The 24,504-nt window shown below is 51.3% G+C and carries 23 protein-coding genes; 12 read left to right on the top strand and 11 right to left on the bottom strand.

The window, feature by feature from the left end; translation table 11 throughout:
- Positions 1-29: 29 nt before the first annotated feature.
- On the bottom strand, positions 30-1,463 hold the full coding sequence (gene bglA / locus ACJHYO_RS01415) for a 6-phospho-beta-glucosidase BglA (protein ID WP_001350137.1): 1,434 nt from the start codon (positions 1,461-1,463) through the stop codon (positions 30-32).
- Positions 1,464-1,507: 44 nt separating this feature from the next.
- On the opposite strand from bglA, the gene yqfB reads away from it, so the two are divergent.
- Both yqfB and trhA read left to right on the top strand, forming a co-directional pair.
- Positions 1,508-1,819, top strand: a complete 312-nt coding sequence (gene yqfB, locus ACJHYO_RS01410; protein ID WP_001182956.1) for a N(4)-acetylcytidine aminohydrolase — start codon at positions 1,508-1,510, stop codon at positions 1,817-1,819.
- A gap of 163 nt (positions 1,820-1,982) precedes the next feature.
- Positions 1,983-2,642, top strand: coding sequence for a PAQR family membrane homeostasis protein TrhA (gene trhA, locus ACJHYO_RS01405; protein WP_000250274.1), 660 nt, complete (start codon positions 1,983-1,985; stop codon positions 2,640-2,642).
- 76 nt (positions 2,643-2,718) lie between these two features.
- Here trhA and ygfZ read toward each other — a convergent pair whose 3' ends face one another.
- Entirely contained in the window at positions 2,719-3,699 is a 981-nt protein-coding gene (gene ygfZ, locus ACJHYO_RS01400) for a tRNA-modifying protein YgfZ (protein WP_000886080.1), read from the bottom strand.
- Positions 3,700-3,941: 242 nt separating this feature from the next.
- On the opposite strand from ygfZ, the gene sdhE reads away from it, so the two are divergent.
- Positions 3,942-4,208 (top strand): FAD assembly factor SdhE, encoded by a 267-nt coding sequence (gene sdhE, locus ACJHYO_RS01395; RefSeq protein ID WP_000354046.1) that lies wholly within the window; start codon positions 3,942-3,944, stop codon positions 4,206-4,208.
- Entirely contained in the window at positions 4,189-4,596 is a 408-nt protein-coding gene (locus ACJHYO_RS01390) for a protein YgfX (protein ID WP_000244781.1), read from the top strand. Before sdhE ends, ACJHYO_RS01390 begins: the two co-directional genes overlap by 20 nt.
- Positions 4,597-4,635: 39 nt before the next feature.
- Here ACJHYO_RS01390 and fldB read toward each other — a convergent pair whose 3' ends face one another.
- Complete coding sequence (fldB, locus tag ACJHYO_RS01385; RefSeq protein WP_001055874.1) at positions 4,636-5,157, bottom strand: flavodoxin FldB; 522 nt, start codon at positions 5,155-5,157, stop codon at positions 4,636-4,638.
- 111 nt (positions 5,158-5,268) lie between these two features.
- Here fldB and xerD point away from each other — a divergent pair, with 111 nt between their 5' ends.
- From xerD to lysS, 5 genes are all read left to right on the top strand, one after another.
- On the top strand, positions 5,269-6,165 hold the full coding sequence (xerD, locus tag ACJHYO_RS01380) for a site-specific tyrosine recombinase XerD (RefSeq protein WP_000806638.1): 897 nt from the start codon (positions 5,269-5,271) through the stop codon (positions 6,163-6,165).
- 24 nt (positions 6,166-6,189) lie between these two features.
- A complete protein-coding gene (gene dsbC, locus ACJHYO_RS01375; RefSeq protein ID WP_000715230.1) occupies positions 6,190-6,900 on the top strand; it encodes a bifunctional protein-disulfide isomerase/oxidoreductase DsbC in 711 nt (236 codons plus the stop codon).
- Positions 6,901-6,905: 5 nt separating this feature from the next.
- Positions 6,906-8,639 (top strand): single-stranded-DNA-specific exonuclease RecJ, encoded by a 1,734-nt coding sequence (gene recJ, locus ACJHYO_RS01370; protein ID WP_000813190.1) that lies wholly within the window; start codon positions 6,906-6,908, stop codon positions 8,637-8,639.
- Positions 8,640-8,729: 90 nt separating this feature from the next.
- Positions 8,730-9,828 (top strand): peptide chain release factor 2 gene (gene prfB, locus ACJHYO_RS01365; RefSeq protein WP_001701073.1). Its coding sequence is split into 2 segments (ribosomal slippage): positions 8,730-8,804 and positions 8,806-9,828, totalling 1,098 coding nucleotides; the frame shifts between segments, so codons are not numbered across the junction.
- Positions 9,829-9,837: 9 nt separating this feature from the next.
- Positions 9,838-11,355, top strand: a complete 1,518-nt coding sequence (gene lysS, locus ACJHYO_RS01360) for a lysine--tRNA ligase (RefSeq protein WP_000003071.1) — start codon at positions 9,838-9,840, stop codon at positions 11,353-11,355.
- Positions 11,356-11,397: 42 nt separating this feature from the next.
- Here lysS and idi read toward each other — a convergent pair whose 3' ends face one another.
- A complete protein-coding gene (idi, locus tag ACJHYO_RS01355) occupies positions 11,398-11,946 on the bottom strand; it encodes an isopentenyl-diphosphate Delta-isomerase (protein WP_001192798.1) in 549 nt (182 codons plus the stop codon).
- 54 nt (positions 11,947-12,000) lie between these two features.
- Here idi and ACJHYO_RS01350 point away from each other — a divergent pair, with 54 nt between their 5' ends.
- Positions 12,001-12,072 (top strand): hypothetical protein, encoded by a 72-nt coding sequence (locus ACJHYO_RS01350; RefSeq protein ID WP_122989841.1) that lies wholly within the window; start codon positions 12,001-12,003, stop codon positions 12,070-12,072.
- On the opposite strand, the gene yqfG is transcribed toward ACJHYO_RS01350, so the two are convergent.
- Both yqfG and uacT read right to left on the bottom strand, forming a co-directional pair.
- Entirely contained in the window at positions 12,069-12,194 is a 126-nt protein-coding gene (yqfG, locus tag ACJHYO_RS01345) for a protein YqfG (protein WP_001050745.1), read from the bottom strand. The two genes, ACJHYO_RS01350 and yqfG, sit on opposite strands and share 4 nt — an antisense overlap.
- Before the next feature lies 1 nt (position 12,195).
- Positions 12,196-13,644, bottom strand: coding sequence for a urate/proton symporter UacT (uacT, locus tag ACJHYO_RS01340; RefSeq protein ID WP_001363024.1), 1,449 nt, complete (start codon positions 13,642-13,644; stop codon positions 12,196-12,198).
- Between the two features lie 435 nt (positions 13,645-14,079).
- On the opposite strand from uacT, the gene ygfT reads away from it, so the two are divergent.
- Both ygfT and ACJHYO_RS01330 read left to right on the top strand, forming a co-directional pair.
- The gene (gene ygfT / locus ACJHYO_RS01335) at positions 14,080-15,999 is read left to right on the top strand and encodes a formate-dependent uric acid utilization protein YgfT (RefSeq protein ID WP_001608514.1); all 1,920 of its coding nucleotides are present in this window, start codon (positions 14,080-14,082) and stop codon (positions 15,997-15,999) included.
- Positions 15,999-16,487: a 4Fe-4S dicluster domain-containing protein gene (locus ACJHYO_RS01330; RefSeq protein ID WP_000838414.1), complete on the top strand. Its 489-nt coding sequence runs from the start codon at positions 15,999-16,001 to the stop codon at positions 16,485-16,487. The genes ygfT and ACJHYO_RS01330 overlap by 1 nt, the downstream gene beginning before the upstream one ends.
- A 35-nt stretch (positions 16,488-16,522) precedes the next feature.
- On the opposite strand, the gene ghxQ is transcribed toward ACJHYO_RS01330, so the two are convergent.
- The 5 genes from ghxQ to ygfM all read right to left on the bottom strand — a co-directional run bounded on the left by ghxQ (position 16,523) and on the right by ygfM (position 24,471).
- Complete coding sequence (ghxQ, locus tag ACJHYO_RS01325) at positions 16,523-17,890, bottom strand: guanine/hypoxanthine transporter GhxQ (RefSeq protein ID WP_000012160.1); 1,368 nt, start codon at positions 17,888-17,890, stop codon at positions 16,523-16,525.
- A gap of 35 nt (positions 17,891-17,925) precedes the next feature.
- Positions 17,926-19,242 carry a guanine deaminase gene (guaD, locus tag ACJHYO_RS01320; protein WP_001296347.1) on the bottom strand — a complete coding sequence of 439 codons (1,317 nt, stop codon included), beginning with the start codon at positions 19,240-19,242 and terminating at the stop codon, positions 17,926-17,928.
- A gap of 17 nt (positions 19,243-19,259) precedes the next feature.
- Positions 19,260-20,660 (bottom strand): xanthine/proton symporter XanQ, encoded by a 1,401-nt coding sequence (xanQ, locus tag ACJHYO_RS01315; RefSeq protein ID WP_001280192.1) that lies wholly within the window; start codon positions 20,658-20,660, stop codon positions 19,260-19,262.
- Between the two features lie 164 nt (positions 20,661-20,824).
- A complete protein-coding gene (locus tag ACJHYO_RS01310; RefSeq protein WP_085455520.1) occupies positions 20,825-23,695 on the bottom strand; it encodes a molybdopterin-dependent oxidoreductase Mo/Fe-S-binding subunit in 2,871 nt (956 codons plus the stop codon).
- Positions 23,692-24,471 carry a molybdopterin-dependent oxidoreductase FAD-binding subunit gene (gene ygfM, locus ACJHYO_RS01305; protein ID WP_085455519.1) on the bottom strand — a complete coding sequence of 260 codons (780 nt, stop codon included), beginning with the start codon at positions 24,469-24,471 and terminating at the stop codon, positions 23,692-23,694. The genes ACJHYO_RS01310 and ygfM overlap by 4 nt, the downstream gene beginning before the upstream one ends.
- Positions 24,472-24,504 lie beyond the last annotated feature (33 nt).

Raw genomic sequence — 24,504 nt, 5'->3', positions numbered from 1 at the left:
GAGCGGAGCACATCAGGCACATCGGCTAATTACAGATTCTCGCCGTTGCTGGCAATCACCTCTTTGTACCAGTTAAAGCTCTTCTTACGTGAACGCGACATATCGCCAGTACCGTCGTCATGTTTATTCACATAGATAAAGCCGTAGCGTTTGCTGTACTGCCCGGTGGTGAACGACACACAGTCGATGCAGCCCCACGGCGTGTAGCCCATCAGGTCCACGCCATCGTAAGTCACCGCTTTTTTCATCTCTTCAATATGGGCGCGCAGGTAGTCAATGCGGTAATCGTCATTGATGCTGCCATCATCTTCCACTTTGTCGTAAGCGCCAAAACCGTTTTCGACAATAAACAGCGGCTTCTGGTAACGCTCATACAGCTCGCAAAGCGCGTAACGCAGACCAACCGGATCAATCTGCCAGCCCCAGTCAGACGCTTTAACATACGGGTTCGGTACGCTGCCTTCAAAACCAGAGATCGCATCGCCGGTGCCGCCTTCGGCCTTCACCGCGTTGGTCATGTAATAGCTGAAGCCGAGATAATCGCAGGTGCCTTCGCGCAGTACATCCAGATCGCCGTCTTCCATTTTGATGTTAAATCCGCGGCGTTCCCACTCGTTCAACACATAGGACGGGTAATAGCCACGCAACTGCACATCGGTAAAGACGTAACGTTCGCGCATCGACTCCTGGGCAAACATCACATCGTCCGGGTTACAGGAGTAAGGATAGAGCGGCACCATCGCCAGCATACAACCGACTTTCATCTCCGGGTTGATGCGATGCGCGGCTTTCACCGCCAGGGCGCTGGCGACAAACTGGTGATGCAGCACCTGATACATCGTCTCTTCCGGGTTTTCATGCTCGGTATACACCACGCCGGAGCAGCAGTAACCGAACAGCGGTGCACGCCAGTTACGCTGGTTGTTAATTTCGTTGAAGGTCATCCAGTATTTGACTTTATGCTTATAGCGTTCAAATACCACTTCCGCGAAACGGACAAAGAAATCAACCACTTTACGGTTGGTCCAGCTACCATATTGCTGCACCAGATGCAGCGGCATTTCAAAGTGGGAGAGGGTGATCACCGGTTCGATGTTGTATTTCAGCAGTTCATCGATCATATCATCGTAGAACTTCAGCCCTTCTTCGTTTGGCTGAGCTTCATCGCCTTTTGGAAAAATGCGCGTCCAGGCGATGGAAGTACGAAAACATTTGAAGCCCATTTCGGCAAATAGCTTGATGTCCTCCTTGTAGTGACCATAAAAATCAACGGCTTCATGGTTTGGATAGTATTTGCCAGGCACAACTTCTTTGGTGATTTCGCGCGGCACGCCGTGTGCGCCACCGGTCAGAACGTCACAAATGCTCGGCCCTTTGCCGCCTTTGTTCCAACCGCCTTCGACCTGATGAGCGGCAACTGCGCCGCCCCATAAGAAATCTTTCGGTAAGGTGAGTTTTTTCACTATCATAGGCTCCAGATGAGTCAATTCTTACAGGAAATATTACCATGCAGCCAAACGACATCACTTTTTTTCAACGTTTCCAGGATGACATTCTGGCTGGGCGTAAAACCATCACCATCCGCGACGAGTCTGAATCGCACTTCAAAACGGGTGATGTGCTTCGTGTCGGACGTTTTGAAGATGACGGTTATTTTTGCACGATTGAAGTCACCGCAACCTCAACCGTAACGCTGGATACGCTGACGGAAAAACATGCAGAGCAGGAAAATATGACCCTGACTGAACTGAAAAAGGTCATTGCCGACATCTATCCCGACCAGACACAGTTTTATGTGATTGAATTTAAATGTCTTTAAATTGAACTCACGCCTGTTAGTTGAAATTTTGCATTTAATTTCATGATTTTTCGGAGATTAATCTCAAATCAGAATTTATTTTAGCTAACAGGTGTTCACTGGAACTATTCTCAGTTACGCTGGAGAGGTATACATGTGCGTGTACGTTTTTCCGGAGTAAGTTATGGTTCAGAAGCCCCTCATTAAGCAGGGATATTCGCTGGCAGAGGAAATTGCCAACAGCGTCAGTCACGGCATTGGGCTGGTGTTTGGTATCGTTGGGCTGGTGTTGCTACTGGTTCAGGCGGTGGATCTCAATGCCAGCGCCACGGCGATAACCAGTTACAGCCTCTATGGCGGCAGTATGATCCTGCTGTTCCTCGCTTCGACGCTCTATCACGCCATTCCCCATCAACGGGCAAAAATGTGGCTGAAGAAATTTGACCACTGTGCCATTTATCTGTTGATTGCCGGAACCTACACGCCGTTTTTGCTGGTGGGGCTGGATTCTCCGTTAGCGCGCGGGTTGATGATTGTTATCTGGAGCCTGGCATTGCTGGGTATTCTGTTTAAACTGACCATCGCGCACCGATTCAAAATTTTATCTCTGGTGACCTATCTAGCGATGGGCTGGCTGTCGCTGGTGGTAATTTATGAAATGGCAGTTAAGCTCGCGGCGGGCAGCGTTACCTTACTGGCGGTAGGCGGTGTGGTTTATTCGCTCGGGGTGATTTTCTACGTCTGCAAGCGCATTCCATACAATCATGCCATCTGGCACGGCTTTGTGCTCGGCGGTAGTGTGTGCCACTTTCTGGCGATCTATTTGTATATTGGGCAGGCGTAATTGGCGTGCCTTTGTAGGCCTGAAAAGACACACCAGTGCCGCATCAGGCGATAAATGCCTGATGCGATACAGAGATTTACTCTTCCAGCGAATATGGCAGTGGCTCGATACGCAATGTATTCGCATCGTCACGCACGCGGAAGATGCTGTCCGGTTCCATATCGTTATTCATGACAACCTGCACCACAACCTGACCATCTTCCAGTTTGACCGCAGCTAGCACCGTACCGGTACGACGCCAGTTCTCGCCCATTTTCAGCTCTAAGTCTTCACCAGCTTCCGGCAGTCGGCTGGCGCTACCCGTCAGCAACCAGAGCGCGCGTTTGTTGGCACCACGGAATTTTGCTCGCGCCACCATCTCTTGTCCGGTATAGCAGCCTTTCTTAAAGCTGATACCGCCCAGCGCCTGGAGGTTGGTCGCCTGGGGGATAAACTGCCCGCTGTTGGCGGCGTCAATCACCGGAAAACCCGCTTCAATGTTTAATGCCAGCCACTGTTGGCTATTGTTCAGTTCCGCTTCACCGCGCAGTTTATCGGTCAGCATATTGGCAGTAGCTTCATCGGTTACGATCAGGAAACGTTCTGCCGGGTGTTCAAACCATAGCAACGTGGTCGCGCCTTCTTTGACTACCTGTTTTTCTCTCGAAGGTAGTTCACTAAAGAGATTTGCCAACGCGGCGCGCGCCTGAAAACCGGCAACACCAAGCAGCACACGCTCGTCGTCTGGCGCGATGGTCACTTTAGAGAACACCGCATATTTTTTCAGTTCAGTCAGCTGCGGTTCACGCACGCTGCGCCGTTCAATCCATGCAAAGCCATCGCCGTCGCGGAACAGACGTAAATTGCTCCACATTTTACCTTTGGCGTCGCAATGGGCGGCGAGCAGGTGCTGATCTTCAGTCATCTGGCTGACATCTGCTGTCACCTGGCCTTGCATATATTTTTCGCTGTCCGCGCCAGTAATAGTGGCAAGCGCCCAGTCATCAAGCGTCATCAGCGTCAGTGGCAAACGGGCAGAAGCCGTAGGCTGACGGGGAGGAAAAGGTGTAAAAGCCATAATAGAGTCCTGAGTTGCTTAACGGCGTATTAATAACTAATGGTAAAAGAGCTATGAGGCAATGCAAGTGCTTTCACTACGCGATCTGTGCCTTCTGCGAGGCGACTTCCAAAAAAATGAAGCCCTTGAATTGTTGTGAATTAATTTCGCGATCGCGATTGTGTTTACTGATATTCCCGTAAAAGAAGTCGAAAAACACGTTACAATAGCCGGGTACTGGATTTTCGTGAGACAGGAAGAAGATGGACATTAACAACAAAGCCCGCATTCATTGGGCATGCCGCCGTGGTATGCGCGAACTCGATATTTCAATCATGCCGTTTTTCGAACATGAGTACGACAGCTTAAGCGATGACGAAAAACGCATCTTTATTCGTCTGCTGGAATGTGACGATCCGGACCTGTTTAACTGGCTGATGAATCACGGTAAACCGGCCGATGCAGAACTGGAAATGATGGTCCGACTCATTCAGACACGGAACCGGGAACGTGGTCCTGTGGCAATCTGATTTGCGCGTCTCCTGGCGCGCACAGTGGCTTTCCTTGCTGATTCATGGGCTGGTTGCCGCTGTTATTTTACTCATGCCCTGGCCGCTCAGTTACACCCCGTTATGGATGGTGTTACTTTCGCTGGTGGTGTTTGATTGCGTTCGCAGCCAGCGGCGCATTAATGCTCGCCAGGGGGAAATTCGCTTGTTGATGGACGGGCGTTTGCGTTGGCAAGGGCAGGAGTGGAGCATCGTCAAAGCGCCGTGGATGATTAAGAGCGGCATGATGCTGCGTTTACGTTCTGACAGCGGAAAACGGCAACATTTATGGCTGGCAGCTGACAGCATGGACGAAGCCGAATGGCGGGATTTACGGCGGATATTGTTACAACAAGAGACGCAAAGATAAAGATGACGGCAAAGCATATGTGCTAAGCCGTCAGTGACATCAGGCGTAATGCTCTGCCATTTCGTTGAGGATTTGCTCGCACCAGCTCTGAATACGCTCGTCGCTAAGGTCATACTGGTTAGTTTCATCCAGCGCCAGACCCACGAACAGTTGCCCGTCAGCAATCACCGGTTTCGGGCTGGTAAATTCATATCCTTCCGTTGGCCAGTAGCCGACGAACTTCACGCCTTTGGTCGAGAGTTTGTCATGCAGCATACCGAGCGCATCGAGGAACCACTCGCCGTATCCCAGTTGATCGCCAAGCCCATACAGCGCAACAATTTTACCTTCGAGGTTCAGGTCGTCGAGCTGATCCCAGACGGCTTCCCAGTCTTCCTGGATTTCGCCAAAATCCCAGGTCGGGATACCCAGAATGAGCACATCGTACTGCTCCATTAATTTCGGGGAGTCGTCCTTGAGGTTATGTAAGGTCACCAGTTCTGGGCCGATAATATCGCGGATTTTTTCTGCCGCCATTTCGGTGTAACAGGTGCTGGAACCGTAAAAAAGACCCATATTCATAACGTAAGCTTCTCGATTCTGCTGTGGCTTTTGCGGCTAGTGTATCAGAATCGCTTTAGTCACGGCACAATAAGGCATAATGGATCAAATGAGTGACCATAAGGGGCGCAAGTGAAACAGGATCTGGCACGCATCGAGCAGTTTCTTGATGCTCTGTGGCTGGAAAAAAATCTGGCTGAAAATACGTTGAACGCTTACCGTCGCGATCTGTCAATGATGGTGGAGTGGTTGCATCACCGCGGGTTGACGCTGGCGACGGCGCAAAGTGACGATTTGCAGGCATTACTGGCAGAACGGCTGGAGGGCGGGTATAAAGCCACCAGCTCAGCGCGTTTGCTGAGTGCAGTGCGCCGATTGTTCCAGTATCTTTATCGCGAAAAGTTTCGTGAAGATGATCCCAGTGCGCATCTCGCTTCACCGAAATTGCCCCAGCGTTTGCCAAAAGATTTAAGCGAAGCGCAGGTCGAACGTTTATTACAGGCACCATTAATTGATCAGCCACTGGAGCTACGCGATAAAGCCATGCTTGAAGTGTTGTATGCTACCGGACTGCGTGTCTCTGAACTGGTCGGGCTGACAATGAGTGATATCAGCCTGCGTCAGGGCGTGGTGCGGGTCATTGGTAAAGGCAACAAAGAGCGCCTGGTGCCGTTAGGTGAAGAGGCGGTTTACTGGCTGGAAACCTATCTGGAACATGGGCGTCCGTGGCTGTTGAATGGTGTGTCAATTGACGTGTTGTTTCCCAGCCAGCGTGCGCAGCAGATGACGCGACAGACCTTCTGGCACCGCATTAAACATTATGCCGTGCTGGCGGGTATCGACAGCGAAAAGCTGTCACCGCATGTGTTGCGTCACGCTTTTGCCACTCACTTATTAAATCATGGTGCGGATTTACGCGTGGTGCAGATGCTACTGGGCCACAGCGATCTCTCCACCACGCAAATTTATACGCATGTCGCTACCGAGCGTCTGCGACAACTTCATCAACAGCATCACCCGCGGGCGTGATGTCTGAAAAGAACAGGAAAATTTATGAAGAAAGGTTTTATGTTATTTACCTTGTTGGCAGCGTTTTCAGGCTTTGTTCAGGCTGATGACGCGGCAATTCAACAAACGTTAGCCAAAATGGGCATCAAAAGCAGCGATATTCAGCCCGCGCCCGTAGCTGGCATGAAGACAGTTCTGACTAACAGCGGTGTGTTGTACATCACCGATGATGGTAAACATATCATTCAGGGGCCAATGTATGACGTTAGTGGCACGGCTCCGGTCAATGTCACCAATAAGATGCTGTTAAAGCAGTTGAATGCGCTTGAAAAAGAGATGATCGTTTATAAAGCGCCGCAGGAAAAACACGTCATCACCGTGTTTACTGATATTACCTGTGGTTACTGCCACAAACTGCATGAGCAAATGGCAGACTACAACGCGCTGGGGATCACCGTGCGTTATCTTGCTTTCCCGCGCCAGGGGCTGGACAGCGATGCAGAGAAAGAAATGAAAGCTATCTGGTGTGCGAAAGATAAAAACAAAGCGTTTGATGATGTGATGGCAGGTAAAAGCGTCGCACCAGCCAGCTGCGACGTGGATATTGCCGACCATTACGCACTTGGCGTCCAGCTTGGCGTTAGCGGTACTCCGGCAGTTGTGCTGAGCAATGGCACACTTGTTCCGGGTTACCAGCCGCCGAAAGACATGAAAGAATTCCTCGACGAACACCAAAAAATGACCAGCGGTAAATAATTCGCGTGAAACAACAGATACAACTTCGTCGCCGAGAAGTCGATGAAACGGCCGACTTGCCCGCTGAATTGCCTCCCTTGCTGCGCCGTTTATATGCCAGCCGGGGTGTGCGTAGCGCGCAGGAACTGGAACGCAGTGTTAAAGGCATGCTGCCCTGGCAGCAACTGAGCGGCGTCGAAAAGGCCGTTGAGATCCTTTACAACGCTTTTCGCGAAGGAACGCGGATTATTGTGGTCGGTGATTTCGACGCCGACGGTGCGACCAGCACGGCTCTAAGCGTGCTGGCGATGCGCTCGCTTGGTTGCAGCAATATCGACTACCTGGTTCCAAACCGTTTCGAAGACGGTTACGGCTTAAGCCCGGAAGTAGTCGATCAGGCTCATGCCCGTGGCGCGCAGTTAATTGTCACGGTGGATAACGGTATTTCCTCCCATGCGGGGGTTGAACACGCTCGTTCGTTGGGCATTCCGGTTATTGTTACCGATCACCATTTGCCAGGCGACACATTACCCGCAGCGGAAGCGATCATTAACCCTAACTTGCGCGACTGTAATTTCCCGTCGAAATCACTGGCGGGCGTTGGCGTGGCGTTTTATCTGATGCTGGCGTTACGCACTTTTTTGCGCGATCAGGGCTGGTTTGATGAACGCGGCATCGCAATTCCTAATCTGGCAGAACTGCTGGATCTGGTAGCGTTGGGGACAGTGGCGGACGTCGTGCCGCTGGACGCTAATAATCGCATTCTGACCTGGCAGGGGATGAGTCGCATCCGTGCCGGAAAGTGCCGTCCGGGGATTAAAGCGCTGCTGGAAGTGGCCAATCGCGATCCACAAAAACTCGCCGCCAGCGATTTAGGTTTTGCGCTGGGGCCACGTCTCAATGCTGCCGGGCGACTGGACGATATGTCCGTTGGCGTGGCGCTGTTGCTGTGCGACAACATCGGCGAAGCGCGCGTGCTGGCAAATGAACTCGATGCGCTAAACCAGACGCGAAAAGAGATCGAACAGGGAATGCAGGTTGAAGCCCTGACCCTGTGCGAGAAACTGGAGCGCAGCCGCGACACGCTACCCGGCGGCCTAGCGATGTATCACCCGGAATGGCATCAGGGCGTGGTTGGTATTCTGGCTTCGCGTATTAAAGAGCGTTTTCACCGTCCGGTTATCGCTTTTGCGCCTGCGGGTGACGGTACGCTGAAAGGTTCCGGTCGCTCCATTCAGGGGCTGCATATGCGTGATGCGCTGGAGCGATTAGACACACTCTACCCCGGCATGATGCTGAAGTTTGGCGGTCATGCGATGGCGGCAGGCCTGTCGCTGGAAGAGGATAAATTCGAACTCTTTCAGCAACGGTTTGGCGAACTGGTTACTGAGTGGCTGGACCCTTCGCTATTGCAAGGCGAAGTGGTGTCGGACGGTCCGTTAAGTCCGGCCGAAATGACCATGGAAGTGGCGCAGCTGTTGCGCGATGCTGGCCCGTGGGGGCAGATGTTCCCGGAGCCGCTGTTTGATGGTCATTTTCGTCTGCTGCAACAGCGGCTGGTGGGCGAACGTCATTTGAAAGTCATGGTCGAACCGGTCGGCGGCGGTCCACTGCTGGACGGGATTGCTTTTAATGTCGATACCGCCCTCTGGCCGGATAACGGTGTGCGCGAAGTGCAACTGGCTTACAAGCTCGATATCAACGAGTTTCGCGGCAACCGCAGCCTGCAAATTATCATCGACAATATCTGGCCAATTTAGCGTCATCTTCTCTATAAAAAAGAGCGTGGATTGGGTACAATCCCGCTCTTATCACCGCATTTTGACTAGCTCAATAAAAGAAATCAGACCATGTTTGAAATTAATCCGGTAAATAATCGCATTCAGGACCTCACGGAACGCTCCGACGTTCTTAGGGGGTATCTTTGACTATGACGCCAAGAAAGAGCGTCTGGAAGAAGTAAACGCCGAGCTGGAACAGCCGGATGTCTGGAACGAACCCGAACGTGCACAGGCGCTGGGTAAAGAGCGTTCCTCCCTCGAAGCCGTTGTCGACACCCTCGACCAAATGAAACAGGGGCTGGAAGATGTTTCTGGTCTGCTGGAACTGGCTGTAGAAGCTGACGACGAAGAAACCTTTAACGAAGCCGTTGCTGAACTCGACGCCCTGGAAGAAAAACTGGCGCAGCTTGAGTTCCGCCGTATGTTCTCTGGCGAATATGACAGCGCCGACTGCTACCTCGATATTCAGGCGGGGTCTGGTGGTACGGAAGCACAGGACTGGGCGAGCATGCTTGAGCGTATGTATCTGCGCTGGGCTGAATCGCGTGGTTTCAAAACTGAAATCATTGAAGAGTCGGAAGGTGAAGTGGCGGGTATTAAATCCGTGACGATCAAAATCTCCGGCGATTACGCTTATGGCTGGCTGCGTACAGAAACCGGCGTTCACCGCCTGGTGCGTAAGAGCCCGTTTGACTCCGGCGGTCGTCGCCACACGTCGTTCAGCTCCGCGTTTGTTTATCCGGAAGTTGATGATGATATCGATATCGAAATCAATCCGGCAGATCTGCGCATCGACGTTTATCGCGCATCCGGCGCGGGCGGTCAGCACGTTAACCGTACCGAATCTGCGGTGCGTATTACTCACATCCCGACCGGGATCGTGACTCAGTGCCAGAACGACCGTTCCCAGCACAAGAACAAAGACCAGGCCATGAAGCAGATGAAAGCGAAGCTTTATGAACTGGAGATGCAGAAGAAAAATGCCGAGAAACAGGCGATGGAAGATAATAAATCCGACATCGGCTGGGGCAGCCAGATTCGTTCTTATGTCCTTGATGACTCCCGCATTAAAGATCTGCGTACCGGGGTAGAAACCCGCAACACGCAGGCCGTGCTGGACGGCAGCCTGGATCAATTTATCGAAGCAAGTTTGAAAGCAGGGTTATGAGGAACCAACATGTCTGAACAACACGCACAGGGCGCTGACGCGGTAGTCGATCTTAACAATGAACTGAAAACGCGTCGTGAGAAGCTGGCGAACCTGCGTGAGCAGGGGATTGCCTTCCCGAACGATTTCCGTCGCGATCATACCTCTGACCAATTGCACGCAGAATTCGACGGTAAAGAGAACGAAGAACTGGAAGCGCTGAACATCGAAGTCGCCGTTGCTGGCCGCATGATGACCCGTCGTATTATGGGTAAAGCGTCTTTCGTTACCCTGCAGGACGTTGGCGGTCGCATTCAGTTGTACGTTGCCCGTGACGATCTGCCGGAAGGCGTTTACAACGAGCAGTTCAAAAAATGGGACCTTGGTGACATCCTCGGCGCGAAAGGTAAACTGTTCAAAACCAAAACCGGCGAACTGTCTATCCACTGTACCGAGCTGCGTCTGCTGACCAAAGCACTGCGTCCGCTGCCGGATAAATTCCACGGCTTGCAGGATCAGGAAGCGCGCTATCGTCAGCGTTATCTGGATCTCATCTCTAACGATGAATCCCGCAACACCTTTAAAGTGCGCTCGCAGATCCTCTCTGGTATTCGCCAGTTCATGGTGAACCGCGGCTTTATGGAAGTTGAAACGCCGATGATGCAGGTGATCCCTGGCGGTGCCGCTGCGCGTCCGTTTATCACTCACCATAACGCGCTGGATCTCGACATGTACCTGCGTATCGCGCCGGAACTGTACCTCAAGCGTCTGGTGGTCGGTGGCTTCGAGCGTGTATTCGAAATCAACCGTAACTTCCGTAACGAAGGTATTTCCGTACGTCATAACCCAGAGTTCACCATGATGGAACTCTATATGGCTTACGCAGATTACAAAGATCTGATCGAGCTGACCGAATCGCTGTTCCGTACTCTGGCACAGGATATTCTCGGTAAGACGGAAGTGACCTACGGCGACGTAACGCTGGACTTCGGTAAACCGTTCGAAAAACTGACCATGCGTGAAGCGATCAAGAAATATCGCCCGGAAACTGACATGGCGGATCTGGACAACTTCGACTCTGCGAAAGCGATTGCTGAATCTATCGGCATCCACGTTGAGAAGAGTTGGGGTCTGGGCCGTATCGTTACCGAGATCTTCGAAGAAGTGGCAGAAGCTCATCTGATCCAGCCGACCTTCATTACTGAATATCCGGCAGAAGTTTCTCCTCTGGCGCGTCGTAACGACGTTAACCCGGAAATCACAGACCGCTTTGAGTTCTTCATTGGAGGGCGTGAAATCGGTAACGGCTTTAGCGAGCTGAATGACGCGGAAGATCAGGCGCAGCGCTTCCTGGATCAGGTTGCCGCGAAAGATGCAGGTGACGACGAAGCGATGTTCTACGACGAAGATTATGTCACCGCACTGGAACATGGCTTACCGCCGACAGCAGGTCTGGGAATTGGTATCGACCGTATGGTAATGCTGTTCACCAACAGCCATACCATCCGCGACGTTATTCTGTTCCCGGCGATGCGTCCGGTAAAATAAGCATTACGTTATGCTCACAACCCCGGCAACCGTCGGGGTTTTTTATTTAAGCTGGGTAAATGCAGATAATCGTTTTCTGGCTTCGCGATTTGTCGCCTGCATCACCATCCACGGACTGAACGCCCACGGCGTAGCATCAATACCGCGTAAAACCGCTGCTAAATCACACCATTGATAATCCATCACTTCATCATCGTTGATCTGTAACGCACTGGTCGTGCGTGCGGCAAATACCGGACACACTTCATTTTCCACAATGCCATTCGGATCGGTGGCGCGGTAGCGAAAGTCAGGATAGATAGATTCAGGAGGCGTAATTTCTACGCCAAGCTCATAACGGCAACGGCGGATCACCGCCTCTTCGTTGCTTTCTCCCAGTTGTGGGTGCCCACAAACCGAGTTAGTCCACACGCCAGGCCATGCTTTTTTGCTAAGGGCGCGGCGGGTAACTAATAATTGCCCTTTGGCATTAAACAGCCAACTGGAAAACGCGAGATGTAAGAGGGTGTCTGCCGTGTGTGCGGCATACTTTTCCAGCGTACCCGTGGGAACTCCCTGTGCATTCAATAAAATGACGTGTTCCGTTTGCATAATATCTCACATGTAATTCTGATCACTCATCATTATAGATAATAGAAGAGTGAAATGATTAACCAAGTGAGCGTTTATCGACAACCGCCCATTTTGAGCGGATGTCGACAGGTAAAAACCATTTAAAAAAGCAGCATCATATATTTGAAGCGACTTTCAATGGCCATTGCAACACAATCAGAAATGACAGGAATAGAGAGAGTAAAAAGCAACAGCAGACTGAATATAGCGCGCATTAAAAGATTCATATTATTCTCCATGCTCATTTTTCTTCAGCTTGCGCATCAGAAGCCACATACGTACTGTCCTGACTTTTAAATCTTTATCAGAGACGGATTCCTTCACCAGGTCAGCATGATGCTGGTAGCCATTAAAGAAGACGTTCAGCACAACGGCGCTAAGGGTTGCGAGCATAATGCCGCTATGCAGCAACGGTTGCAGTACGGCCGGTAACTTAGAAAAGAAATCGTGAGAGAGCGTTGGCGTCATGCCAACACCGAGACTGATCGCCACAATATAGAGGTTGTAACGGTTAGTGGTGTAGTTACAGCGCGACAGAATTCGAATCCCTGTCGCCAGTACCATGCCGAACATCACCAGCCCCGCGCCGCCCAGCACAAATTGCGGAATCGAGGCCACCAGCACCGCCATTTTGGGCACCATGCCGAACAGGATCAAAATGATACCGGAAGCAATGCACACCCAGCGGCTATGAACGCGCGTCACGCTAACCAGGCCAACGTTTTGAGAAAATGACGTGTGGGGGAAGCTGTTAAACGTTCCGCCTATCATTGTCCCTACACCATCGACACGCAGCCCGCGAATAATATCGTGTGAAGAGAGTTTGCGACCGACTATTTCACCCAGTGCCAGGAACATCCCCATCGACTCGATAAACACGATGATTAACACGGCAGTCATGGTCAGAATGGAAACGGGATCGAAAATCGGCATACCAAATGACATCGGCGTGACAATCGCAAACCATGAAGCATCATGTAGCCCGGATAAATTGACTTCATTCATCATCCACGAAAGTAAAAAGCCAAATACAATCCCCAGTAATACGGCGACATTGGACATAAATCCTTTCGCATAGCGAGTAATGAGCAAGATAAAAATTAAGACGGCAAAGGAGATACCTAAATAAACGGGATTACCATATTGCGGATTCCCTTTACCTCCGGCGGCCCAGTCAATACCCACCTGAATGATGCTAAGCCCGATAGAAGTAATCACCACACCGGTAACCAGTGGCGGGAATAAAGGCATCAAGCGACCGATAAGTGGCGCTAATAATGTGGTGATAAAACCCGCGGCGATAGTGGCACCGAATATCCCCAGCAGGCCGATATCCGGGTTCATACCAATAGCTATCATTGGTGTTACAGCGGCGAAGGTCACCGACATAATCACCGGCAGGCGGATCCCCATAAAGCGGCCGATACCGATACATTGCAATAATGTGACGATCCCGCAGCAAAAGAGATCCGAGCTAATGAGCATCGCAATAGCTTCTTTTGATAGGCCGAGTCGGTCACCAATCATAAGAGGAACAGCGACTGCACCTGCGTACATGACAAGGACGTGTTGCAGACCGAGTATGATCAGCTTTCCTGGTGATAATATGCGGTCAACCTCATCAGTTGGGCGGTCTTGCCCAGAAGATGAGGGAAGTTGGGAATCTATGGCGCTCATCAGTGTTTCTCCTTTCGCCCGCCAGAGTAAAAAGCAACCGTTTATGTTCATGAAACTGTCTAAACACATGCTCGTGGAGTGCCAGTTTTTGCGAGGAAGGGGAGTTAGAGACAGGAATTGCGGAGGCAATCACATAATCGTGGTTAAACCACGATTATGAGAAGAGAACCTGACAATGGAATTATCTGTAATTTTCTCATATTGATATTTCATTAATCATTCTGGCATGTCGCACTCTCGCATTTAATCGTTTTTATCTGGATAGCATTCTTTTGATCGGCAATGTTGAAATAATGAAAGCGGCATAGATTGAGGGGCAATAATTTGAACTCAGTTGCAAAATTATAATTAAAACGGTCATGCTACCTAATATATGCCCGTTTATTGCATCGCGAAATTTGAGAAGACATAACTCATTAAATGAAAGGGATGCAAATGAATAAGTTTATCGCTGCTGAAGCTGCGGAATGTATAGGCTGCCATGCTTGTGAAATTGCCTGTGCGGTGGCACATAATCAAGAAAACTGGCCGCTGAGTCACAGTGACTTTCGACCGCGTATCCACATTGTTGGGAAGGGCCAGGCTGCGAATCCGGTGGCCTGCCATCATTGCAACAATGCCCCCTGCGTTACGGCTTGTCCGGTTTATGCTCTGACTTTTCAGGCTGATAGCGTACAACTGAACGAACAAAAATGTATTGGTTGTAAAAGATGCGCAATCGCTTGCCCCTTTGGCGTCGTTGAGATGGTCGATACGATTGCGCAGAAATGCGACCTTTGTAACCAGCGCAGTTCCGGCACGCAAGCCTGTATTGACGTCTGCCCAACACAGGCGTTACGGCTGATGGACGATAAAGGGTTGCAGCAGATAAAGGTGGCCCGCCAGCGCAAAACGGCAGCAGGAAAAGCGTCATCAGGCGCTCAGCCATCTCGCAGTGCAGCGTTGCTCCCCGTTAACTCGCGTAAAGGCGCAGATAAAATTTCAGCGAGTGAACGGAAAACCCACTTTGGCGAAATCTATTGCGGGCTGGATCCACAACAAGCGACTTATGAGAGTGACCGCTGTGTTTATTGTGCCGAAAAAGCTAACTGCAACTGGCATTGCCCGCTGCATAACGCTATTCCGGATTACATCCGTCTGGTACAGGAAGGAAAGATTATTGAAGCGGCAGAACTTTGCCACCAGACCAGTTCCTTACCCGAAATCTGCGGCAGGGTATGTCCACAGGACCGTCTTTGTGAAGGCGCATGTACTTTGAAAGATCACTCTGGCGCAGTCTCTATCGGTAATCTGGAACGCTACATCACCGATACTGCGCTGGCGATGGGCTGGCGTCCCGATGTCAGCAAAGTTGTTCCCCGTAGCGAAAAAGTGGCGGTGATTGGCGCTGGACCTGCAGGATTAGGGTGTGCTGATATTCTGGCGCGCGCGGGAGTTCAGGTTGATGTCTTTGATCGCCATCCAGAAATTGGCGGTATGCTGACTTTTGGCATTCCTCCTTTCAAACTCGATAAAACGGTATTAAGCCAGCGGCGAGAGATATTCATCGCAATGGGAATCGATTTCCATCTCAACTGTGAAATTGGCCGCGATATCTCTTTCAACGAATTAACGGCGGAATATGATGCTGTTTTCCTCGGCGTGGGGACTTACGGGATGATGCGAGCAGATCTGCCGCATGAAGATGCGCCTGGTGTCATTCAGGCGTTACCGTTCCTGACCGCCCATACCCGCCAGCTCATGGGATTGCCGGAGTCTGCAGAGTATCCGCTGACGGATGTGGAAGGTAAGCGAGTTGTGGTATTGGGCGGTGGCGATACGACAATGGATTGTTTGCGGACTTCCATCCGCCTTAATGCTGCCAGCGTGACCTGTGCGTATCGTCGTGATGAAGTCAGTATGCCGGGTTCGCGCAAAGAGGTGGTCAATGCCCGTGAGGAAGGTGTTGAGTTTCAGTTCAATGTTCAGCCGCAATATATCGCTTGTGACGAAGATGGGCGTTTAACTGCGGTGGGCCTGATTCGTACCGCCATGGGTGAGCCGGGGCCGGATGGTCGCCGTCGTCCTCGTCCGGTTGCGGGTTCAGAGTTTGAATTGCCCGCCGATGTTCTCATTATGGCCTTTGGTTTCCAGGCACATACCATGCCGTGGTTGCAGGGCAGCGGAATTAAACTCGATAAATGGGGCCTGATTCAAACCGGCGACGTCGGGTATTTACCCACCCAGACGCATCTGAAAAAAGTCTTTGCTGGTGGTGATGCAGTTCATGGCGCGGATCTGGTTGTCACTGCAATGGCCGCAGGAAGGCAGGCGGCGCGCGATATGTTAACTCTGTTTGATACGAAGGCATCGTGATGAAATCGTTAATTATCGTTAATCCGGCTGACTGTATTGGCTGCCGTACTTGTGAAGTGGCCTGTGTGGTCGCTCACCCTTCAGAACAGGAGTTGAATGCCGATATCTTTTTACCCCGGCTGAAGGTACAACGGCTGGATAGCATCAGTGCGCCGGTGATGTGCCATCAGTGTGAAAACGCCCCTTGTGTTGGCGCTTGTCCCGTGGGGGCGCTGACGATGGGCGAGCAGGTGGTGCAGGCCAATTCTGCCCGTTGTATTGGCTGTCAGAGTTGCGTTAGCGCGTGCCCGTTTGGGATGATCACCATTCAGTCATTGCCGGGTGATACCCGGCAACAAATCGTGAAATGCGATCTCTGTGAACAGCGGGAAGAGGGGCCAGCCTGCGTTGAATCTTGCCCGACACAGGCGTTGCAGTTGCTGACTGAAAGAGAACTCAGGCGAGTCCGCCAGCAGCGTATTGTTGCCAGCGGTGAGAATCCTCTCTGAAAGAAATCTCCGCGCGGAAAGGCGCGGAGAATCTATTAGATTGCCCAACCACCCGCGTAAAACGCGACCAGTGCGGCAGTAATGATCACCGTACCAATATTCAGCTTTTGCCATTCGCGCGCAAAGACGCGACCCACCACCAGTGTTACAAAGCCCAGCATAATACCGGTAACGATATTACAAGTCAGAACGATGAACACGGCACACACCAGGCCAGCCATTGCGTCAATAAAATCGTTGAAATCCAGCTTCGAGACGTTGCTTAACATCAGCAAACCCACGTACATCAGAGCGGGGGCAGTAGCATAACCGGGGATCAGAAACGACAACGGTGATAAAAACAGAATCATCAGGAACAACGCACCAACAACGGCTGCGGTTAAACCGGTTTTCCCCCCGGCGGCGGTTCCTGCCGCTGATTCGATATAAACCGCCGCGGGCGCTGCGCCCACCAGGCCGGAGAATATTGAACTTACTGAGTCACTGGTCAGGGCTTTGCCGCCGTTGATGATCTGGTTGTCTTTATCCAACAAATTCGCCTGACCGGCGACGGCACGGATGGTGCCAGTGGCGTCGAACACTGCGGTCATCACCAATGCCAGTACACTCGGAAGTACAGTTGGCTGGAGTGCGCCCATAATATCGAGGCTGAAAATCAGAGACTTACCATCTTCGCCAGTCAGGCTTGGCATCGCCACCAGACCGTGGTACTTCACCGCTGGGTCAAAGATTAAGCCGATGATCGAAATTGCAATAATCACCAACAAGATCCCGCCGGGTACGCGGCACTTTTCCAGACCGAAGATGACCGCCAGCCCCAGTAAGCTCATCATCACCGGGAAGGAGGTAAACGCACCGAGCGCCACTGGCAAGCCTTCAATCGGGTTTTTGATAACCATTCCCACACCGTTAGCAGCAATCAGCAGCAGAAACAGGCCGATACCGATACCTGTACCGTGAGCGATCCCCATCGGCAAATTACGTAAGATCCAGGTACGCACACCGGTTACGGAAATAGCGGTGAAGATGACGCCCATCAGAAAGACTGCGCCCAGTGCGACAGGAACGCTAATTTGTTGCCCGAGTACCAGACTGAATGCGGTAAACGCCGTCAAGGAAATAGCGCAACCAATCGCCATTGGCAAATTGGCCCATAACCCCATCAGCAACGAGCCGAAGCCCGCGACCAGACAGGTGGCAACAAACACAGCTGCGGGAGGAAAACCTGCTTTGCCCAGCATTCCCGGAACGACGATAACGGAATAAACCATGGCCAGAAAGGTCGTTAAGCCAGCCAGTACTTCCTGACGAACGGTACTGCCACGAGCGGTAATTTTAAAATAATTATCCAGCGCGCCCTGTGGCTTTGGTGCGTCCGGTGTTTGTAGGATGTCTCCAGACATAATGATGTCCTCACGAGGATGTTAAAGTTTTATTATTAGTTGCGTTCGTACACCAGACGACCATCAACGTAGGTGCGGTAGATCGAACGGTCATCGCCCAACGTCATCATCACGAACAATTTGTCGACTAAAGAAACAGAGTTGTCATAGCGCAGCTGCTGTAGCGGAGTGGCAGTGGGTTCCATCACCACGAAATCAGCCTCTTTGCCAGGTAAAAAGTTGCCAATCAAATCGTCAAGGCCCAGAGATTTCGCTCCGCCGAGCGTGGCCAGGTAAAACGCTTCATATGCCGAGAGGCGATAGCCTTGTAATTGCAATACCTTGTAGGCTTCGTTCAGCGTTTGCAGCATGTTAAAAGTTGTTCCGGCACCGATATCTGTTCCCATGCCCACTTTGACTTTCTTCTGCCATGCTTTTTTCAAGTTGAATAAGCCGCTGCCGAGGTAAAGGTTGGAGGTCGGACAGAAAGCAATGCTGGATTTGGTTTCGCTGAGACGATCCCACTCTTTTTCTTCGAGATGGACGCAGTGAGCAAAGACACAATTTTTACCGGTCAGGCCGTACTGATGGTAAACATCAAGATAACCATCATGGTCAGGATAAAGCGATTTCACCCAGGCAATTTCATCTTTGTTTTCACAGAGATGGGTATGTACCCATGTATCCGGATATTCTTCTTTCAGGCGTTGCGCCATCGCCATCTGTTCAGGAGATGAGGTAGGGGCGAAGCGTGGCGTAATCGCATACAACAGACGACCATTTTTGTGCCAGCGTTCAATCAGTTCTTTGCTTTGGTGATAGCTGCTTTCGGCAGTGTCGAGCAGATAATCCGGTGCGTTTCGGTCCATCATCACTTTACCGGCAATCATACGCATATTGATATGACTGGCGGCTTCAAACAGCGCATCAACGGATTGTGGATGAACAGTGCCAAACACCAGCGCCGTGGTGGTTCCGTTACGTAAAAGCTGCTTGATGAAGAACGCCGACATCTCGCGGGCGTACTCTAAATCCTCATAACGACGTTCAGTAGGGAAGGTGTGTTTATTCAACCACTCCAGCAATTGTTCACCATAGGCCCCCACCATTTCACTTTGCGGATAATGGATATGTGTATCGATAAAGCCCGGTACTATCAGTTTGCCGCGATAGTCGCGCACGCGAATGGTGTCAGGAATTTGATGCTTTCCGTCTTCCCATTCGCCAAACCATTCCACTTTTCCCTGTTTAATGAGTAATAAACCATCCTCAATAAACCGCAGCGCAGAGGCAATTTCTTCCGGGTTATCGACCGTACGGGTGACATCAATAAAACTGCCTCGTACCGCTTTTAACGTGTGTTCTCCTGACATCATTGACTCCTTTACTGTTAATCCATCTCTTCCGCTGAGGTAATACCAGGCAGAACGTTTTCCTGTCGGTAGCCACCAGGGAGGATAATATTTAATAAAATCGCAGTTAACCCGCCAGCACAAATAGGGTTTTCAACTAATACATAAATAGAGGCTGGCAATATTTTAAAAATTTCGGGATCGTAGGAGACGCCAAGCCCTAAACCTAAAGACGTGGCGACAATAAGTGTTTCTCGGCGCTTTAAACCGTTGGTGATGATGATGCGAATCCCTGCGATGGCAATCATGGAAAACATCAACGTCATTGCGCCTCCCAGAACTGCTGAGGGAATGGTCGTGAAGAAGCCGCCAATCATCGGAAATAAGCCGAGGATAACCAGCATTACCGCGATGGTTCGCCCGACATAACGTGAAGCGACGCCAGTCATCTGAATAACCCCATTATTTTGCGCAAACGTGGTTAATGGTAATGAACCGACAGCGGAGGCGATAACAGAAACCAGACCATCTGCCAGCACGCCGCCTTTCAGTCGGGACTGATACTCTTCCCCCTGAATGGGACGGCGGGAAACCATTGCCGTGGCGGTGATATCGCCGACAGCTTCCAGCACGCTAAGCAGATAAATCGTGCCAACCACCAGGAACTGATGGAAGCTAAAACTAAAGCCGTATTTGAACGGATGCGGGATGGTGATTAACGGCAAATTGCGCATACTGCTGAAATCCACCATGCCCAGGCATAACGATGCGATATAGCCGACACATAGCCCAATGGCGATCCCACCCATGCGTAGCAACGGACTGCGGCAGCAGTTAAAGCCGATCACCACAATCAAAACCAATAAGCCAACGCCGAGATGTTCGTAATTGCCGAACGTACCGCTGCTTTTGGCTGCAAATCCTCCACCAAAATCAATAATGCCGACTTTAATCAGGCTTAAGCCGATCATCAGCACCACAATGCCGCTGACGGTAGGCGTAATAACCCGACGTAAATAGGGCAGGATAAAAGAAGAGCCGACAACCAGAAATGCGCCAACGAAGGAGACGCCGAGGAGCGACGACATGATTAACTCTTCGTGAAAACCGTCGCTTTTCATGCTGCTGCCCAGCGCAATCATGACCGTAACAAATGAAAAATTGACTGACTGAATTGAAAGTAAACCAGAACCGACGATGCCGTAGCGGTTTACTTGTAACCAGGTACCAATACCAGAGGCGATCATCGCCATAGAAACAAGATAGGCAGTTGTTTCAGCGGAAAGCTGTAAGGCCGCACCCACGATTAACGCGGGGGTTACCATCGGCACGAAAATTGCCAACAGATGGGTAATGGCACCTACGAGAGCCTGATGAAAGGGAGGGCGATCCTCCAGTTCAAATATAAGGTCAGAACCTGCATGGTTTATATCAGACATCCCTTCACTCCTTTTAAAGTAAATTTGATCATCTGAATTAGTAAAATAAATTCCCACGAATTTGGGGCGCAGGACGCCTTGAGAACGGCTTATCTCATTTTCGCAGTCACTATTTAGTCATCGTTCAAACAGAGAAACAGGCCGCCGAAGCGGCCATTTATTACTTATATTTTTTCCAGCGCGGTGAGTATTTTCTCCGGTGTGAAATGCCATTCGCGTAACCAGATGCCGCAGGCATCGTGAATTGCGGTAGCAATCGCCGGAGCGGCGCCATTTACACCGATTTCCGAGATCGATTTCGCCCCGAATGGGCCGACTTTATCGTCGCTCGGCACCAGCACAGCGCGGAAATCACGCGGAATGTCACCAATTTTCGGTGCGCCGTAACTGCGTAAATCACGCGTTAACGGGTGACCTTCGGCGTCATAAATGATCTCTTCGCTCATACTGTGGCCGATAGCACGCAGGGTGGCACCGTAGATTTGTCCCAGCGCTAACTCTGGATTGACCGGTGTACCGCAGTCCAGCAAGGCGTAGAATTTATCCAGGCGGATTTCACCCGTACGCGTGTTGACGGCAACTTCAGCGAAGTTTGCGCCATACGGGAAGGCGAAATCAGGCGTGATATAACTGCCAGTTCCCACCAGTGAACCAAAGCCGGTGCCGGTTTCGCCTTTATGGGCTATCTCTCCGAAACTAACTTCGCCTTTCTTGCCGCGAACGACGCCCGGCGTTGCTAGTTGAACATCTGCCACTGGCTCACCCAACATTTGCGCGCCGTGGAACAGGATTTTCTCCCGCAGATTTTCCGCTGCCAAACGCGCAGCGTTACCCGAGAAGCAAGTACCGGACGAGGCATATGCGCCTTTATCAAACAACGCATGATCGGTATCACCGGAGATAACATGCACGTCCTGCGGGGGGCAGTGCAGCACTTCTGCTGCCAGTTTCGTCACCACAGTATCCAGGCCAGTACCAATATCCGCACCGCCAGAATGAACGATAAAGGTACCGTCTGATTCCAGTTTGATCATGCAGTTAGCCTGATCGATATCCGGGATACCCGATTTCTGCATGATAATGGCGACGCCGCGACCGATGTGCCAGTCACCATTTTGCGGTTTTGGTGAAGACCATTGGATCATCTCGCGACCCTGACGCAGGATCTCTTCCAGTGCGCAGCTGGCGGCGGAAGGAACGGATGTCGGCGCTTTACCTTCACCAATCGCACCGAGAATTTTCAACTCCTGCCCTTCGTGTACACGATTACGTTCAATAATTTCCAGTTGGTCGATCTGCAATTGTTCCGCCAGTTCCGCTAACGCCATGGTGATAGCGAAGTTACCTTTCGGCGCGCCATAACCCTGATAAGCACCATTTGGGCAAATGTTGCTGTAGTAGGTGGTGACCTGAAAATCGACGTTATCGCATGGATATAACGGCAGCGACAGCGCCGGTCCGTTACACGGTACGGTGAGTGAGTGGTTACCGTAAGGACCCGTGTTGGCGCGGAAATCCATCTTCACTGCCGTCAGGCGACCATCTTTTTTCGCGCCCAGTTTGACGGTGACTTTCGCTACGTGACGAGAGGTGTTAGCAATAAACTCTTCTTCACGGGTGTAGCGGAAAAGTACCGGACGCCCGGTCACGCAAGTTGCCCAGGCGCACACTTCTTCCAGCAGGATGTCCTGTTTAGAGCCAAAACCGCCGCCTACACGTTCTTTAATGACATGAACTTTATGTTGTTTCATGCCCACGAGGCGCGCGACCTGGCGGCGTAAGTGCCATGGTACCTGGGTGGAGGCGTGGATCACCAGACGATCGCCGTCCATACGGGTAAAGCAGATATGTGTTTCAGTCGGGCACTGCTGCGCCTGCGTTGAGTTATAGGTTCGCTCAATGATCACATCGGCATCGGCAAAGCCTTTGTCCATATCGCCAATATGACCATGAATACTGGCAGCGATATTTTTGCGTGGGCGAGAACCGATCGGGAAGTTGATGATCATATGCTCGCCGCGCTGGGCTGCATGGCTGTTATCATCTTCCAGAGTATCTGGCGCACCAGCAACATACACCACCGGTTCATCGTGCACGACAGGCGCATCTTCCGCCATTGCCTCGTCAATCGACATTACCGGCTTAAGCACTTCATATTCAACGTCGATGAGCTTCAGTGCTTCGAGCGCAATGTCTTCACTTTCGGCTACTACCGCAGCAACGCGATCGCCGACGTGACGCATTTTCTTGCCGAACATACGGCGGTCAAGCGGTGATGGTTCCGGTGCGCTCTGACCACCCGGGGTATAGTAAATATCCGGGCAATTCAGGTGAGTAATAACGTGAACGACGCCCGGTAAGGCTTCAGCTTTGCTGACATCCAGATGAGTAATCAGTGCGTGAGCGTGTGGGCTACGTAACATTTTAATGACGCAGGCGTCAGCCGTTACGCGGTCTTCAACATAGCAGGGTTTTGCCTGCACCATTTTCGCGGCATCAGTTTTAGGATAATGCTTGCCAATGACTTCAAGGTCGTCACGGAAAGTCGGAGCGATATCAATGGTGGCCTGCGGATTATTTTTACGTGCAACCGCCAGTTCAATGACCTGATAGTATTGCTGCCAGCCAGCATCGCGGCTAAACAGACCTGAGAGTGCGTCGTCGATCTCTTCGCGGGTAGGTGCGTCGATGCGATCGAGAAGATCGGTGATAATCAGAGCCGCAGCTGGATCGTTATAACCAGACTGCACCACGCCAACATCAACCATGGCCTGTTGAACCAGACTTAACTCGTTCCATTTGCCCAGAGATTCTGCGGTACGAATATCTGCCTTCTCTAACTGTGCGGCGATAAGCAAGGACGCGTTAACGATATTACCGTTAAAGATAATTGTGTCAGAACCGGCAAACCCAAAACCATCATCACTGTTGCGTACAGAGTGCATTCCCATGTTAAACAACAGCTTTTGCACGTTTTCGCCTGGATTAACGGTTAGCTCCTGAGGCGCGCCATTTAAAGTAAAGTGGATGATCATACGGCTTCCTCCCCAGCCTGTAGGCAGTCGGCATACAGGTCGGCTACCAGAACTCCCGTGATATAGCGTTTATAGGCCACGCTGCCCCGCAAATCTTCCTGCGGGAAAATGGCGTTGGCGACAGCCTGTTCAAGTGCATTGCCTTCCAGATTTTGAGTTTCAACATCATGCAGACGCAGTGCTTTACTGGCTACGCCATCCAGCGCAATTCGCATACCGTCGTGGTCTGTTATTGCAACGGCTGCCGTCACGACGGTTAAACCTGCCTGAGAACGGCTAATTTTGCGAGTCGCACAGGTGCGATACGGATCTTTAATGATAATTTCGGTTAACAGGCGATCGCATGGGCAGGCCAGGTAGTCCTCGATTGACAGCGTTTCGCCGTTGCCAAAAACCAGTTCAGCATCCAGTGCCAGCAGGACGGGAAGCAGCACCGACTCTTCCTGCCGGGCGGCGATTTCACCACCAATGGTCGACTGATTACGAACATGGCGTGAGTAAACAAAACCGAGGGCTTCACACAGTGCTGCAGGAATAAATCGCGCATCACGCAGTGGCTGCAAGCGAGACATTGCGCCAATTCGTAGTGCACCGTTATCCCAGTCAATCCAGTCCAGCTCCAGATCCTGCAAGGAAATGGCAATCTTTTTATCGGTACGGGTTGGTGTAGCGTTGAGTTTGCTGCCCCCGGCGAACCAGACGGCTTCATCCTGGTAGCGGCGCTTCAGTTCCAGCGCCTGTTCGACTGAGTCGGGTCTGAAAAATTGTTCAATCATCGTCTTTCCTTAATTTCCCCTCTTCTCTGAAAG

Source organism: Escherichia sp. WS1118 (assembly GCF_046487695.1).
In the GTDB taxonomy this organism is placed as follows: Bacteria; Pseudomonadota; Gammaproteobacteria; order Enterobacterales; family Enterobacteriaceae; genus Escherichia; species Escherichia coli.
This window is presented reverse-complemented; position numbering and strand designations above follow the sequence as displayed.